The 15598-nt window shown below is 74.3% G+C and carries 12 protein-coding genes; 6 read left to right on the forward strand and 6 right to left on the reverse strand.

Annotated elements, in window-relative coordinates; translation table 11 throughout:
• Window positions 1–111: 111 nt before the first annotated feature.
• Window positions 112–1347 (forward strand): glycoside hydrolase family 16 protein, encoded by a 1236-nt coding sequence (locus MicB006_RS12100; protein WP_116506042.1) that lies wholly within the window; start codon window positions 112–114, stop codon window positions 1345–1347.
• A 260-nt stretch (window positions 1348–1607) separates the two neighbouring features.
• Entirely contained in the window at window positions 1608–2264 is a 657-nt protein-coding gene (locus MicB006_RS12110; RefSeq protein ID WP_116506044.1) for a GNAT family N-acetyltransferase, read from the forward strand.
• A gap of 87 nt (window positions 2265–2351) precedes the next feature.
• Here MicB006_RS12110 and MicB006_RS12115 read toward each other — a convergent pair whose 3' ends face one another.
• Complete coding sequence (locus MicB006_RS12115) at window positions 2352–8126, reverse strand: TIR domain-containing protein (protein WP_116506046.1); 5775 nt, start codon at window positions 8124–8126, stop codon at window positions 2352–2354.
• Between the two features lie 108 nt (window positions 8127–8234).
• Here MicB006_RS12115 and MicB006_RS12120 point away from each other — a divergent pair, with 108 nt between their 5' ends.
• The 3 genes from MicB006_RS12120 to MicB006_RS12130 are packed head-to-tail and all read left to right on the forward strand — an operon-like array spanning window position 8235 to window position 10756.
• The gene (locus MicB006_RS12120) at window positions 8235–9467 is read left to right on the forward strand and encodes an SLC13 family permease (protein WP_116511380.1); all 1233 of its coding nucleotides are present in this window, start codon (window positions 8235–8237) and stop codon (window positions 9465–9467) included.
• A gap of 10 nt (window positions 9468–9477) precedes the next feature.
• The gene (locus MicB006_RS12125; protein ID WP_116506048.1) at window positions 9478–9801 is read left to right on the forward strand and encodes a nuclear transport factor 2 family protein; all 324 of its coding nucleotides are present in this window, start codon (window positions 9478–9480) and stop codon (window positions 9799–9801) included.
• 55 nt (window positions 9802–9856) lie between these two features.
• Window positions 9857–10756: a GNAT family N-acetyltransferase gene (locus tag MicB006_RS12130; protein ID WP_116506050.1), complete on the forward strand. Its 900-nt coding sequence runs from the start codon at window positions 9857–9859 to the stop codon at window positions 10754–10756.
• Window positions 10757–10768: 12 nt separating this feature from the next.
• Here the strand turns inward: MicB006_RS12130 and sigJ are convergent, their stop codons facing one another.
• The gene (sigJ, locus tag MicB006_RS12135) at window positions 10769–11635 is read right to left on the reverse strand and encodes an RNA polymerase sigma factor SigJ (protein ID WP_116506052.1); all 867 of its coding nucleotides are present in this window, start codon (window positions 11633–11635) and stop codon (window positions 10769–10771) included.
• A 140-nt stretch (window positions 11636–11775) separates the two neighbouring features.
• Here sigJ and MicB006_RS12140 point away from each other — a divergent pair, with 140 nt between their 5' ends.
• Window positions 11776–12552 (forward strand): SDR family oxidoreductase, encoded by a 777-nt coding sequence (locus tag MicB006_RS12140; RefSeq protein WP_116506054.1) that lies wholly within the window; start codon window positions 11776–11778, stop codon window positions 12550–12552.
• Window positions 12553–12557: 5 nt separating this feature from the next.
• Here MicB006_RS12140 and MicB006_RS12145 read toward each other — a convergent pair whose 3' ends face one another.
• Genes MicB006_RS12145 through MicB006_RS12160 form a run of 4 tightly spaced genes read right to left on the reverse strand, consistent with a single transcriptional unit; the run spans window position 12558 to window position 15563 of the window.
• Window positions 12558–12968: a VOC family protein gene (locus tag MicB006_RS12145; RefSeq protein ID WP_116506056.1), complete on the reverse strand. Its 411-nt coding sequence runs from the start codon at window positions 12966–12968 to the stop codon at window positions 12558–12560.
• Between the two features lie 25 nt (window positions 12969–12993).
• The gene (locus MicB006_RS12150; protein WP_116506058.1) at window positions 12994–13896 is read right to left on the reverse strand and encodes an inositol monophosphatase family protein; all 903 of its coding nucleotides are present in this window, start codon (window positions 13894–13896) and stop codon (window positions 12994–12996) included.
• A gap of 15 nt (window positions 13897–13911) precedes the next feature.
• Entirely contained in the window at window positions 13912–14565 is a 654-nt protein-coding gene (locus MicB006_RS12155) for a hypothetical protein (RefSeq protein ID WP_116506060.1), read from the reverse strand.
• A complete protein-coding gene (locus MicB006_RS12160; protein ID WP_116506062.1) occupies window positions 14562–15563 on the reverse strand; it encodes a hypothetical protein in 1002 nt (333 codons plus the stop codon). Before MicB006_RS12160 ends, MicB006_RS12155 begins: the two co-directional genes overlap by 4 nt.
• Window positions 15564–15598 lie beyond the last annotated feature (35 nt).

Raw genomic sequence — 15598 nt, forward strand, 5'->3', positions numbered from 1 at the left:
CGACCGGCTTCGTTCATACCTTCATCGAAGTCTATTTGTATGGTTTGTTTACCGTTGGGCGGGGCCGGCCGCCGTGACGGGAACAGCCACCACCCCCGCAGGAGGCGCCCCGTGCGCACCATCCGTACCCTCGCCGCCCTGGCGGTGACAGCGGTCGGCCTCACCACCGCCCTCGCCGTCGTCCCCCACTCCCCCGCGATCGCCGCCCCCGGCGCGGTCACCTGGTCCGACGACTTCAACGGCCCCGCCGGCGCCGCGCCCGACGCGAGCAAGTGGCGCTACGACATCGGTGGCGGCGGCTGGGGCAACAACGAGTTGCAGTACTACACCAACAGCACCCGTAACGCCGCGCTCGACGGCAACGGCAACCTGGTCATCACCGCCCGCAAGGAGAACCCGGCCGGCTACTCGTGCTGGTACGGAAGCTGCCAGTACACCTCGGCCCGGCTGCTCACCAACGGCACGTTCGCCCAGGCGTACGGGCGGTTCGAGGCGCGCATCAAGGTCCCGCGTGGACAGGGACTGTGGCCGGCGTTCTGGATGCTCGGCAACGACATCGGCACGAACCCGTGGCCCGGCAGCGGCGAGATCGACATCATGGAGAACGTCGGCTACGCGCCGTCGACCGTCTGGGGCACGCTGCACGGCCCCGGCTACTCCGGCGGCAGCGGCGTCGGCGCGTCCACCTCGCTACCGGGCGGGCAGGCGCTCGCCGACGCCTTCGACACGTTCACTGTGGACTGGGCACCGGACTCGATCGCCTGGTACCTCGACGGCGTGGCGTACTCGCGCAAGACGCCCGCCGACATCGGCGGCAACCGCTGGGTCTTCGACCACCCGTTCTTCATGATCATGAACGTGGCGGTCGGCGGCAACTGGCCCGGCTCGCCGGACGGCAGCACCACGTTCCCGCAGACCATGACCATCGACTACGTCCGGGTCCAGGCCTGGGACAACGGCGGCGGGGGCACCGGCGGGCAGATCGTCGGGTACGGCGACAAGTGCGTCGACGTGGCCAGCGCCAACACCGCCAACGGCACGCCCGTGCAGCTCTGGACCTGCAACGGCACCGCCGCCCAGCGCTGGAGCTGGAACGCCGACGGCTCGGTACGCGCGCTCGGCAAGTGCCTCGACGTGGCCGCCGGGTCCACGGCGAGTGGCGCGAAGGTGCAGCTCTACGACTGCAACGGCACCGGCGCGCAGAAGTGGGTGTTCAGCGCGGCCGGCGACATCGTGAACCCCCAGGCCAACAAGTGCCTGGACGCCACCGGTCCCAGCTCGGCCGACGGCACCCGGCTGCAGATCTGGGACTGCACCGGCGCCACCAACCAGAAGTGGCGCCGCTGACCGGCGTCCCGGCCCGGGGCGGGCGGCACACCCCGCCCGCCCCGGCGTCACCCTCCCCCCACCCCCGCCCCCGCCCTCTCCCCCGCGATCTTGCACTTTCGGCCCGAGCGGTGACGCGAATGTCCCATCTGCCCGGGCACAAACTGCAAGATCAGCGGGGCTGGCTGTCCTGGGGGCACGGATGGCGTTGCGGTCTGGGATACCGTGAGGTCCGTTTCGCTGCCGCGAGACCAGGTCATCGAGTTCCTGGAAGCGCGATCATGGATGAACTGACCGGCGCGTTGACGTCGATGAGCGGGTTCACGCCGGAACCGATCCCCACCGCACGGCTGAACCTGCTGCCGCTGGGTGTCGAGCACGCCCAGGAGATGGCCGCCGTTCTGGCCGACCCGGCGCTGCACGCGTTCATCGGCGGCGAGCCCGCTTCCCCGGCGGCGTTGCGGGCCCGCTACGAACGGCTGGTCGCCGGCTCACCCGACCCGGCCGAGACGTGGTGCAACTGGGTCATCCAGCTCCGGGACTGCGGCCGGCTGACGGGCTTCGTCCAGGCCACGGTCACCGAGCCACACGGGACGGTGGCGGACACCGCCACGGCGGGCGCGCGGGCAGTCGGGCACCGGCACCTCGACGAGGCGACACCGGCCACCGCGGGACCGGTCGCGGAGATCGCCTGGGTGGTGGGAACACAGTGGCAGGGGCGCGGGATCGCCACGGAGGCCGCCCGTGGGACGGTCGGCTGGCTGCGGCGGCGCGGTGTGCGTACCCTCGTGGCCCACGTCCATCCCGACCACCGCGCGTCGGCCGCGGTGGCCACGGCCTGCGGCCTGGCCCCCACCGACGTGTGGCAGGACGGCGAGGTCCGCTGGACCGGACCTGCCGCCCCGCCTCCCCCACCTCCCCCGCCTGCGCGGAGTTGACCAAGGAGTTCGTGTCGGAGACGACGTCTCATCCGGACACAAACTCCTTGATCACCGGGGAGATTCAGGGGCGGGCCGGGCGCGGGGTCAGAAGGGGGCGTCCACGGGTAGGCGGCGGACCTGGGTGAGGTACGGGTCCAGCTCGCCCACCTCGAACCGGCACGTGCCGATGACGTGCCAGAACTGGCCGCCCGGGTCACCGTCCAGCTTGTAGCGGCCGTCCGGGCTGACCGCCGCCCACCCGTCCGGCAGGCCGATCAGCGTGGTCCGCAGCTGGGCATGCTCCGGGTCGGCCACGTCCCACAGCCGTACCGTGCCGTCGTCACCGGCGCTGGCGAGCAGGCTGCTGTCCGGGCTGAAGTGCACCGACCAGACACGCCGGGTGTGCGCGGCCAGCGTGCCGTGCAGGCGGCCGGTGACCGGGTCCCACAGCCGGATCACCAGGTCGTCCCCGGCGGTGGCGAGCAGGTTGCCGTCCGGGCTGAACGCGCACGACCAGAGCCGCCCGTCGTGTTCGGTGAGCACGACGCGCGGCTGGCCGGTCTGCACGTCCCAGACCACCGCCGTGCCGTCGTTGCCGGCGCTTGCGAGCAGCGTGCCCTCGCTGTTGAAGCCGACCGAGTAGACCCGGTCGGTGTGGTGTTCCAGCGTCATCCGGCAGGTGGCGGTGGCGGCGTCCCACAGCCGTACCGTCTGGTCGTCGCAGCCGGTGGCGATGGTCTCGCCGTCCGGGCTGAACGCGACAGTACGCACCCGGCCCCGGTGCGGGGTGAGCGTGGCGAAGTGCCGGCCGGTACGGCGGTACCACAGGCGTACCGTGTCGTCGTCGTTAGCCGTGGCCAGCGCGTCGCCGTCGGGGCTGAACGCGACCGCCCAGACGTGGTCGGTGTCCACGTTGAGTTCCCGCTCGTCGGCGCCGGTGTCGGTGTTCCACAGGTGCACGCCGCCGTCGCCGCTGGGTGAGGCGACGAGCGACTCCTCGGGGCAGAACACCACCGACAGCAGCCGGTCGGCGGGGCTGGCGAGCTGCCGCAGCAGGCGGCCGGTACGCGGCTCCCAGAGCCGGATCACGCCGTCGTTGCCGCAGGCGGCGAGCACCTCCCCGTCGTCGCGGAAGGACAGCGCGGTGACCCGGCGGCCGTGCCCGCGCAGCGTGTGCTGGAGCTGCCCGGAGCGCACGTCCCACAGCCGGGTGGTGCCGTCGTTGCTGCTGGTGGCCACCTGGTTCTGGTCCGGCCGCCAGACCACCGGCCACACCGAGCCGCGGTGCCGGGTCAGCTCGTGCCGGACCTGCCCGTCGTCGGTGTCCCAGAGCTGGATCGCGCCGTCGCTGGCGGCGGTGGCGAGCAGGCTGCCGTCGCCGTTGAACCGGACGCTGTAGATGGCGCCCCGCTGCCGCCCGAGCACCCGGACCGGCCGGCCGGTCTCGGTCTCCCACAGCCGCAGCGCGCCGTGCGTGTCGCCGGTGGCCATCAGCGTGCCGTCGGGGTGGATGTCGAGGGCGTACACGTCGGCCTCGTGGCCGCGCGGCGAGCGCAGCAGCTCGCCGTCGCCGGCCCGGCGGATCCAGACCCGGCCGTGCTGCCCGACCGCGGCCAGCAGCCGCCCGTCCGGCGTGTGCGCCACCCGGTAGACGACTTCCGGCTCGCGCACCTCGAAGGCCAGGCGACCGGTGGGGATGTCCCAGCCGCGTACCGTGCCGGCGCTGTCGGCCACCACGACCCGCCGGCCGTCCGGGCTGAACGAGGTGCCCCAGATCGGCGCGGCGTGGCCGGGCCACTCGTGGCGCAGCCGGGCGGTGCGGGTGTCGTACAGCCGGACCACGCCGGCCGCGTCGCCGACCACCAGCCGGCCCCGGCGGCCGTCGGTGAGCAGCGGCCAGACCCAGCCGGCGAAGACGTCCTCGATGACGTGCCGCACGTCGCCGTGGTCGGCGTCCCACAGCCGTACGGTGAGGTCGGCCGCGCCGGTGACGAGCTGGTGGGAGGCGGCGTCGTAGCGGACCGCGTACACCCGGGACCGGTGTCCCTGGAGCGTGCGTACCGGCAGCCCGGTGGCGGTGTCGCAGAGCAGCACGCCGCCGTCGTCGCTGCCGACGGCGAGCACCGCGCCGTCCGGGCTGTACGCCACCGGCACCGGCAGCCGGCCCACCTCGAAGCCGTAGCCGACGCCCACGGCGGGCGGGGCCAGGCCGGGCGCGACCGGACGGCCCGGCGCGACGACGGCGCCGCGCAGCTCCGGGGCGCGCAGCAGCGCCGCGTCGGCGCTGACGTCGATGAGCGCGGTGCGGTGCCAGCTGCTGCCGGCGACGCGCGCGCCGCGCAGGTCGGTACGGAACAGCCGCGCCCCGGCCAGCTCCGCGTCGCGCAGGTCCGCCCCGGCGAGGCGGGCCTGGTCCAGGCGGGCGCCGCGCAGGCGGGCGTGCTCCAGCCGCGCCTCGGTCAGGTTGGTGGCGATCAGCCGCGCGTCGGTCAGGTCGGCGCCGGTCAGGTCGGCCCCGGCGAGTTCGCGGTGCGACAGGTCCTCGCCGCGCAGCACCGCGCCGCGCAGGTCGGCCCGGTCGGGCAGGCGCAGCCGGGCGGACAGCCGCAGCGCGTTGGCGCGCAGCGTCTCCCCCGCCGACTCGTCGCCGAGCACCCGCGCGGTCCAGGCGGTGCAGCGGGCCGGGTCGGCGAGGTCGCCGAGGAACTCCACGGCGAGCGCGGACAGCGACCGCACCGCCAGCGCGGCCGGTTCCTCGCCGCGGTTGAGCTGCTCGGCCACGCCCTCGGCGACGAGCCACTCCATGACCGAGGTGTGGATGAACCCGAACAGCCCGTCGTCGGTGCGGACCAGCAGGCTGCCCGCGCCGACCGCGTGCGCCGCCTGCGGGCCGGACAGCCGCGAGTCGGCCCGGCCGGCGAGCTGGCCGGTGGACTCGGCCAGCTCGGCCAGCCGCAGGTACGCCTCGCCGCTCTCCCAGAGCTGGAACGCCAGCCGGCTCACCGCCTGCCACAGCTCGGGGCGGCGCAGGCTCACCGGCGCGCCGGGGATTCCCTGGGTGCGGCGCTCCTCGAAGTCCAGCCAGGACTCCAGGATCTCCCGGTACAGCGCGGCGGCGCTGAACGTGCCGCCCGCGCCGGCGACGGCGGCGAGCCGCCCCTCGTCCAGGTTGGCGATGAAGCCGAGCATGCGCGGGTTGCGGGAGAGCCCGAGCAGGTCCTTGACCCCGGCGAGCAGGTCCATCCGTTCGCGGGCGGCCCGCTCGTCGCCGCCGTACCGGTTGCGCAGGAACGCCTCGATCTGCCCGGGGGTGAAGTCCTCCACGGCGAGCACGCGCCGGTGCGGCAGCAGGCCGACCCGCTCGCCGAGCGCGGTCAGCACCTGGGAGTTGGTCTTGAAGTGCTGGGTACGGCTGCTCACCACGATCTTCGCGTTGCCCTCGGCGGCCTGCAGCAGCGTCTCCAGGTGGTCGGCGGCCCGGTCGTAGGTGACCCGGGCGACCAGCTCGTCGAACCCGTCGAAGAGCAGCACGATGCGGCCCTGGCGCAGCATGTAGCGGAACGCCTTGAGGTCGATGACCTGCTCGCCGTGGTTGGCCAGGTGCGCGGCGACCAGGCCGTCGACGGAGTGCGCCTTGTCCAGCGCGCGCAGCTCGACCAGGATCGGGATCAGGTCGGGTGCGGCGGTGGGCAGCCGCCGGGCCACCTCCCGCAGCGCGAACGTCTTGCCCCGGCCGAAGTCGCCGAGCACCAGCACGAACCGGCCGTCCGGGGCGGAGACGGTCTCCAGCAGCTCGTCCACCACGTCGTCGCGCACGCGCTGGTCGGCGCCGACGAGGTGGCGGTAGCGCTGCGGCACGTACTGCCCGGGCGGGTAGAGCCGGTCGGCCTGCAGGCGGGCGGTCTGCGCGGCGACGTACTCGCGCAGGTCGAGCAGGCCCTGGAACTCGGTCAGGTGCAGCACGCGCACGCCCCGGCGTTGCGCCTCCTCGGCCAGTCCGCGCGGCACCCGGTCACCGTCGTAGACCAGCTCGGAGGCGATGTCCGGGTCGGTGGCGTGCACCCGGCGGGCGAAGACGTCCACGTCGGCGGCGGTGGGGGTGCCCACGTGCGCGCCGACCCGCTGCTGGCGGACCACGCCGTCGGAGCGGTAGCTGATGTACAGATGCGGCGGTTCGGTGTCGACGCGGCGTACCACCACCCGGTCGTAGCGGGCCTCGCAGACCTCGGCGAGCCGGTCCAGCAGGCGCTGCACCGGGGCGACCGGCGCGGCGGCCACCGCCGCGCCCTGGGTGGCTCCCTCGACCGCGACCGGGCGGCGCGGGTCGGGCACCTGGGCCGGACCGGACGCGCCGAAGGTGGCCTCGGCACCCGGCCAGTTCACCGCCGTCACCGTGCCGGAGTCGAGGCGGTCGTCGCGGCCGAGCACCCAGCGCGTCATGCCGTCGCCACCGAGCCGCAGCACCTGCGCCCGGCCGTCGCGGGGAGCCGCGGCCAGCGGCACCACCGGGTCCACCCGCGCCGACGGCGCGGCGTCGGAGAGCAGCAGGTTGAGCATCGGCCCGACCAGCCGGTTGACCGCGCCCCGGTCGCGCAGCGACACCGGGTCCGGCGGCACCTCGTCGGCGTACGGGCTGCGCGCCCCGGGGGCGTGCGCCATCGCGCCCAGCCGCAGCCAGCCGGACTGCTGGTAGTGGCGCAGCCGCTGGGCGAACCAGCTGGACTGCGCCTCGCCGAGGAAGCCGTACCGGTCCTCCTCGCGGTGGGTGATGGCGATGGTGGAGTTCAGCCCGGCCACCACCACCCGCAGGTCCGGGACCGGGAACAGCGTCCAGGGCTGCTCGCTGTCGAAGATCCGGTCGTCGAGGCCCTGGTAGAGGTCGTCGAACAGGCGCGCGTAGTGCCGCCACTTCGGCCAGTACGGCGGCTGCGGGTCGACGTCGTCGGCCTCGCAGGTGGCGAAGTACGCGCGGCAGGCCGCCATGGTCACGTCACGCGGGCCGGGCACCACGACGAGGCGGTGCGGCTCCAGCCCGAGCAGCACCCGCAGGCCGGTGAGGAAGCTCAGCGCGTCGGAGAACTCGCGCGGGCTGCCCGACTCGGTCAGGTTGCCGGCGACGACGAGCAGGTCCGGCCGGGGCACGCCGTCGTTCATCAGCAGCGTGAGGTCACCCATCAGGTGTTCCTGCACCTCGCCGGGGGTGACCGGCGCGCCGGGGGTGATCACGCCCCGGCCGAAGCGCGGCCCGGCGACCTGGAGCACGGTGACGGTGTCCCGGGCGGTCGGCGGCGCCACGGCGGCCGGCGGGAACGGCGGCGGGTTGATCGGGGTACGCCGGGCGCGGCGGGGCGCGGGCGCTCCGGCGGCCGGCGCGGCGAGCACCCCGTGCGGGTCGGCCGGGTGGTGCGGGAACGCCGGCTGCCGCATCGGTTTGGCCCGGCCGTCGAGCGCCTCACGGATGCGGTCGAGCACCCGGTTGCGGGCCTGCGCCGGGTCGTCCACACCGACCAGGTCCACATAGGTGATGGTGGCGAGCAGCCCGTCGATCGGGCAGTCCTCGACGCGTACCGTGACGAGCTTGTTGCCGGTGCCGTCCGGATCGGCGCGCAGCGCGGCCTGCCACTCCAGCTTGCCGTAGGTGGAGTGCAGGTAGCGTTCGGACAGCACCGCCACCACCACCTCGGCCTCACGGACGCCACGGTCCATGAAGTCGATGAAGTTGGTGCCGGCCACGAAGTCCCACGCCTGCAGCAGCGTGCGGTAGCCGGCCGCCTCGAACTCCCACGCCAGCCACGTCGCCCAGCGTTCGTCGGCCGGGGAGTAACTGATGAAGAAGTCGATGGGGCGGTCGGACCGGGTGGGGTGCGCGCCTACAGCCACATGGTCATTATGGCCACCGACGGTCAACAGATCGACACCCTCGGCAGCCCGGATCACGACCGCGTCGGGCTCCTGCGCCCGCACCGCCGTGTGCGAGGATCATCACTCGTGGAGACCCCCGGCGATCCGCCGAACGCCGTGCCCGACCGTTCCCGCTGGGGCCGCCTGCACGTGCTGGACTGGATCGCTGTCGGGCTGGCCGTGGTCGGGCTGGTGTGCGTGCTCACCGGACTGCTGCCCCGCGCCGACGCCGAGGCGACCATGCGGCGGATCGTCCCCATCCTGATCTTCCTCGGCACGGTGGTGGTGCTGGCCGAGCTGACCGCTGTGGCCGGGGTGTTCGACGCGCTCGCGACCCGGGTCGCGGTGACCGCGCGGGGCAGCTTCCGGGCCCTGTTCTGGCTCTGTGTCGGCTTCGCCTCGGTGACCACCATCGCGCTCAACCTGGACACCACGGCGGTGCTGCTCACGCCGGTGATGATCGCGCTGGCCCGGGCGCTGAACGTGCCGCCGACGCCGCTGGCGATGACCACCGTGTGGCTGGCGAACACGGCGAGCCTGCTGCTGCCGGTGTCCAACCTGACGAACATCCTGGCCAGCGACCGGGTCGACCTGGACCCGGTGCCGTGGGCGGCCCGGATGTGGTGGCCGCAGCTCGTCGCCGTGGCGGTGACCGCGCTGCTGCTGTGGTGGTGGTACTGGCGTCCGGCGCGCGCCGGGGCCGACCCGTTCGACCCGCCGCCACCGTACGTGCCGCCGGACCGGGCGCTCTACCGCACGGCGCTCGCCGCCTGCCTGCTGTTCGTGGCCGGGATCCTCGCCGGGGTGGAGATCGGCGTCGCCTCCGGGGTGGCCGCCGCGATCCTGGTCGTCGGCTTCGCGGTGCGGGCCCGGCACCGGCTGCGGCTCGCGCTGGTGCCGTGGCGGCTGCTGGTGTTCGTGACCGGGCTGTTCCTGGTGGTGCAGACCATCGGCCGGTACGGCCTGGACACCGTGATGGGCACGCTCATCGGCACCGATCCGGGCGCGGAGGGCGCGCTGCGGGCGGGCGCGGTCGGCGCGCTGTTCAGCAACGTGGTGAACAACCTGCCCGCGTACCTGGCCGGCGAGGCGGTCATCGCGGCCGACCGGCACACCCAGTTGCTGGCGCTGCTGATCGGCACGAACGTGGGTCCGCTGGCCACGCCGTGGGCGTCGCTGGCGACACTGATCTGGTACGAGCGCTGCCGGGCCGCCGGGGTGGCCGTGCCGCTGGGCCGGTTCGTGGCGACCAGCGCCGTGCTCGCCGTGCTGGCCACCGCCGCCACCGTCACGGCGCTTCTTGTCGGTCCCGGCGCCTAGCATCGCGACCATGAGCAACCCGCCCGAGATCGTCCGCCGCTACTTCGCGCTCGCCGGCCAGGCCGACAAGGAGCCCTACCTGGCGCTGTTCGCCGACGACGCGGTGGTCGAGGACGAGGGCCGCACCCACCGCGGGATCGACGAGATCCGCGCCTGGCGCGACGGCACGCCGCTGGTGTCGTACGAGATCACCGACGTCGAGCAGACGCCGGCCGGCACGGTGGTGACGGCGACGATCAGCGGCGACTTCCCCGGCAGCCCGTTCGCCGGGCTGCGGTTCCGGTTCGAGAAGTACGACGACACCCACATCCGCCGGCTGCGCATCGCCCCCTGAGCCGGGGCGGGAAAACCGCTACGACCCGGCCGCGGGCAGTGACTACGGTGCCCGCATGACCGCCGCGCCCACCCTGCACTTCTGCACCGACCCGGACGAGTTCCTCGCCGCCGCCGAGGCGTACCTGGCCGCCGACCCGGTGATCAACACCGTCGTCGCCAGCGTCACGCGCCGGATGGCGGCCCGCCGCGCCGAGGGCGTCGCGCTGCCCGAGGACGACTGGTGGCTGGTGGTGCGCGACGGCTCCGGTGCGGTGGTGGGCGCCGCGATGCGTACCGCGCCGTTCCCACCGCGGCCGGCGTTCCTGCTGCCGATGCCGCCGGAGGCCGCCGTGGCGCTGGCGCGGGCGTGGCACCGGCGCGGCGAACGGATCCGGGCGGTCAACGGCGCGCTGCCCGCCGCGCGCGCCTGCGCCGACGAGGTCGCACGCCTCGACGGCGGCCGGGTCGAGGTGGCCCAGCACACCCGGCTGCACGTGCTGGACCAGTTGGCGCCACCGGCCCCGGTGCCCGGCGCGCTGCGGGCCGCCGGGCCGGACGAGGTCGACCTGGTCGCCGCGTGGTTCGGCGCGTTCACGGCCGACGCCGACGAGCAGGCGGGCCGCCCGCCCGGCACCAGCGCACACGAGACGCCTGAGCGCGCCGAGTTGCTGCGCCGCATCCGGGACGGGCGGGTCTGGTTCTGGACCGACGGGTCGGGCGTCCCGGTGCACCTGACCGCCGCCAACCCGCCGTCGTTCGGCGTGGCCCGTGTCGGACCGGTCTACACGCCGCCCGAGCAGCGCGGACGCGGCTGGGCCGGCAACGCGGTCGCCGAGGTGTGCCGGCTACTCACGGCAGAGGGCGCGCGCGTGTGCCTGTTCACCGACCAGGCCAACCCGGTGTCGAACCGGCTCTACGCCGGGCTGGGTTTCCGGCCGGTGGTCGACATGGCCAACCTGGTCCTGGTCGACTGAGACGGCTCCGGGTCAGCCGGCGAGACCGAGCGCGGACAGCCGGCGCGGGTCGGCGATCACGTCCACGGCGGCGATCCGTCCGCCGGAGACGGTGAACGCCATCACCGACAGCGGGCGGTCCCCGGCGCTCACCAGCACCCCGGCGGCGCCGTTGACCAGCACCGGCCGGGCGTGCGGGAACAGCCGCCCGAACGTGGTGGCCTGCGCCGCCACAGTCGTCGCGCCGGTGAGCACGACCGCGTGACGGGCGCGGGCGGTCCCCGCGTCGGAGCGCAGCACCACGTCCGGGTGCAGCACCGCGATCAGCGCATCGAGGTCGCCGTCACGGGCAGCGGCGAGGAAGGCGTCCACCACCGCCCGCTGCCGGATCAGGTCGGGATCGGGGATGGGCGCCTGTCCGCGTACCCGGCGGCGGGCCCGGCTGGCGAGCTGCCGGGCCGCCGCCGGTGAGCGGTCGACGAGCGGGCCGATCTCGTCGAACGGCACGCCGAACATGTCGTGCAGCACGAACGCGAGCCGCTCGGCCGGGCCCAGCGTGTCCAGCACCACCAGCAGGGCCAGCCCCACCGAGTCGGCGAGGACCACGGCGTGCGCCGGGTCGTCGGCGCCGGTGTCCACCACCGGGTCGGGCAGGCGTACGTCGAGCGGGTCCTCCCGGCGGGCGGCGCGGGACCGCAGCGTGTTCAGGCTGACCCGGGCGACCACAGTGGTGAGCCAGGCGTCCAGGTTGTCCACCGTGGCGGCGTCGGTACGGGCCAGCCGCAGCCAGGTCTCCTGCACGGCGTCCTCGGCGTCGGTGAGCGAGCCGAGCAGCCGGTAGGCCACCGCGCGCAGACGCGGCCGCTCCCGCTCGAACCGCTCCGCCAGCCCGTGGTCCATCACCTGAGCCTCCCTCTCCCGCACGTCGTCTCGACCCGCCACGACCGGCCGAGGTGACCGGAGGTGACCACCGTCACACCTGTCACGTCGACTGGTCGGCGCGGGTCAACGTGGCAGCACAGGCGACGGAGGGGAAGACGATGAACCCACACATCCTGGTCACCGGCGGCACCGGCACTATCGGCCGGCACGTCGTACCGCTGCTGCGCGCCGCCGGGCACCCCGTGCGGGTACTCAGCCGGCGCGGCGGGCGGTCCGGCGACGGCGTCACCCACGTGACCGCCGACCTGCTCAGCGGCGCCGACCTCGGCCCCGCCCTGCGCGGGGTACGCACGGTGCTGCACCTGGCCGGTGGCGCGAAGGGCGACGACCGTGCCGCCGCCCACCTGGTCCGGGCCGCACGCCGGGCCGCTGTGACGCACCTGGTGCACATCTCGGTGACCGGCGCCGACCGGGTGCCGCTGGCCTGGATGCGGTCCAAGCTCGACGCCGAACGCGCGGTGGCGGACTCCGGCGTCCTGTGGACGGTGCTGCGCGCCGCGCAGGCGCACGACCTGGCGCTGACCATGCTGACGGCGATGACCCGGCTGCCGGTGGCGCCGGTGCCGGGCGGGCTGCGGTTGCAGCCGGTCGACGCCGCCGAGGTCGCGGCGCGGCTGGCCGAGCTGACGCTGGGCGCGCCCGCCGGGCTGGTGCCGGATCTGGCCGGGCCGCACACGTACGGGATCGGCGAGCTGCTGACCGGCTACCTGGCGGCCACCGGGAAGCGTCGGGCACGCCTGCCGGTCCGCATCCCCGGGCGGGCCGGCCGGGCGTACCGGGAAGGCGCGAACCTCGCCCGGCCCGGCGCCGCGCGAGGCGTACGGACCTGGGCCGACTTCCTGGCCGACCGGGTGCCGTCGCGGCCGGTCGCCTGACCCGGTCAGGCGTCGGCGGCGCGCGACGGCGCGCGGAACTGCTCGAACATGACCTCGTAGCCGTCCGGGTCGAGCCCGTAGAAGATCCGGGCCCAGCCCACGTCCTCGGGTTCGAGCGTGACCGGCAGCCCCTCGTCGCGCCACAGCGCGTACGTGGCGTCCAGGTCCGCGGTGGGCACGGTGAGTACGACGCCGAGCCCCGGCGGCCCGGCCTTGACCTCGCGCTCCCGCTGCGCGTTGTGGTGGCCGTGGCGGTGCAGGTCGGACAGGATCAGCCAGGTGTGTCCGAAGGTCAGGTAGCGCAGGTTCGTCTGCTCGGCATTCGGGATCTCCTTGAAGCCGAGTCGCCGGTAGAGCCGGTGGGAACGGTCCAGGTCGCGAACCCGGAGCCCGAGTTTGAGCTGTCTGGCGGCCATCCGGCCGAGGCTAGCGGATTGCGCCTCACCAGCCGACCGAGCCGAGGCTGACCGGGGTGAGGCGGCGCACCTGCGGCTCGATCCACTGTGCCGCGGTGACCAGCTTGACCAGCCGGTCGATGGTCTCCGGCGGCCCCGCCACGAAACTGCGGCGGTCCGCCGGGCAGCCGTACCTGTCGTCGAACGTGCCGCCGTCGAGCGCGCGTACCGCCATGCCGGCTTCGGCGGCGAGCAGCATCCCGGCGGGCAGGTCGACCGCCTCGGGCCGGTAGCCGACGATGCCGTCGATGTCGCCGCGGGCCAGCATCACCCAGGACAGCAGGGGCGCCCACAGTTGCAGCACCCGGCGGGCGGTGGTGTCGAGCACCACCTTCAGCGCGCGGGCGGTGCTGTCGTCCCGGCGTACCTCGTGCCCCTGGGTCCAGGCCAGCACCGGCGCGGCCGGCACCGGCCGGTGCGCGGCGCGCAGCGGACGGGCGGCCGGTCCGGAGGTGTGCACGAACGCGCCCCGGCCCCGCACCGCCGACCAGGTACGGCCGGCGACCGGGTCGTGGACCACGCCGAGCACCGGCGAGCCGTTGTCGCACAGGGCGATCCCGACCACGTACGCGGGCACCCCGATCGCCACGTTGTTGGTGCCGTCGAGCGGGTCGACAAGCCACGCGAAGGCGGTGTCCGGGGCGTACTCGCCGCCCTCCTCGGCGATCACGCCGTGCTCCGGCCAGCGGGCCCGGATCCGGTCGACGATCAGCCGCTCGGCCGCCAGGTCGAGGTCGGTGACCAGGTCGCCGGTGTCGTTCTTGGCCCGGGCGTGCACGTCCCCCCGGGTGCCCCGGCGCAGCAGCCGGCCCGCCGCCTGGGCGGCCTCCACCGCGAACCGGTGCGCCTCGCGCAGGTCGGGCCCGCCTCTGCTCGGCTCCACGTCCATGGCTCCTCCAGCCAGTCAGCCCCGTGCCACAAGTCGCGCGATCGCCCGCGCCATCCGCGCGGTCTCGGCCGCGTCGCATCGGTCCCGGCGTACCCGGTGGCTGTGCCCGTCCACCGCGCCGAGGCTCAGGTCGCACGCGCCGGGAGTGGTCCGGCCGAGCGCCACTGTCACCGCCGGTTCACCGGCGTCGACCTCCGAGGTGTGGAAGCCGCCGGCGCGCAGCGCGTACGAGTCGCCGGCCGAGTGCGTCTCCACAGTGGCGGTGATCGCGGTGACCAGCCGGTCGGTGGCGGCCATCTCGTCCACCTCGCCGAGGCTGCGCACCTCGTAGACCCGCCAGGACGGGTCGGCGGGCGCGTCGTCGACCTCGATCAGCTCGTTGCGGACGGTGCCGTGCAGCACGTGGCTGAGCAGGTCCCAGCTGTGCGAGTGCATGGTGGAGGTGGTCGGGCGCACCGGCGGCGGGTCGGCGGGCCAGGCGTGCACGCAGACGCCGTCGGGGCCGTCGCGTTCGACCGGCAGGCAGGTGAAGCCGAGCGGGTGCCGGACCGCGCGCAGCGGGCGCCGCCCCTCGGCGACGTCGTCGAGCACGTCCAGCACCCAGCCGCGTAGGAGCTCCGGCCGGGTGCCCCGGTCGATCTCCCGTTCGAGGTCGGTGTAACTGGTCATGAGTACGGATTCCTCGCCTGGACGGCTTTGCCGATGATGTCGGCCACCTCGCGGTCGCCGAAGGAGCGGGGCAGCGTCAGGCCGAGCGCGGCGAACAACCGCCGTACCTGCTCGACCGACGGCTCGTCGTCGAGCTTGACCTGGGCCGCGGCCTCGATCGGCACGCGCCGGCTCTGCCGGCGGCTGTAGTCCAGCTCGATGTTGAAGCGGTTGTAGTAGACCTCGCCGCGGTCGATGCGCAGCGCGGGCGTTTGCGGGTTCTCCTGGGTGATGACGACGCAGGATGAGGAGAGGTCGTAGCGGAACGTGGTCATCTGCGCGGAGAGCCGGACGTCGACGGTGAGCAGGCCGGAGCGTTGCAGGTGCCAGCAGGCGGCCAGCACCGTCGCGTAGGACTCCTTGCGGGTGCGGTCGACGGTCCACGGCTCGCCCGGCGCGTCCGGGTCGAGGCTGCGCCGGAACCGCGCGTACCGCTCGCAGACCTCCTCGTCGGTCGGGTCGATGATCTCGATCGCGACGGTGAGCGTGGCGTTGCGCCGCCGGGCGTGTTCCAGGCATTCCGGCAGCGTGACCGCGCGCAGGAAGGTGCCGGTGCCGCCCTTGAAGCTCCACTGGTCGGTGTGCCGCCGCGCGTCGGCGAGCGCCTGCCCGACCTCGCTGCCGTGCAGGACCCGCACCATGGACACGCTGTCGATGGCCTCGCGGGCCCGGTTCAGCGCGCCTTCGGGGCCGGTGATCTCCTGCATCTGCGGCACCAGGTCGGTCAGTCGGTCGCGGGTGTCCGAGATGACCTGGCGGACCTCCCGCTCGGTGGTGCGCCGGCGCAGCCGGTCGCGCAGCATCGCCTGTGCGAGCAGACCCAGGACCAGCAGGATCGCGCTGTTGACGACCTCCTGGTCGACGGCGTTGGTCAGGCCGAGCACGGACACCGTGAGCGCCAGCACCAGGCCGATGAACGCGTCGAGATTGGTCACGACCCAGGCGAGCAGGCGCGTCATGACATCCCCCGGTCGACGACGGAACCTCCATGATA

The organism is Micromonospora sp. B006 (genome assembly GCF_003408515.1).
In the GTDB taxonomy this organism is placed as follows: domain Bacteria; phylum Actinomycetota; class Actinomycetes; order Mycobacteriales; family Micromonosporaceae; genus Micromonospora; species Micromonospora echinospora_A.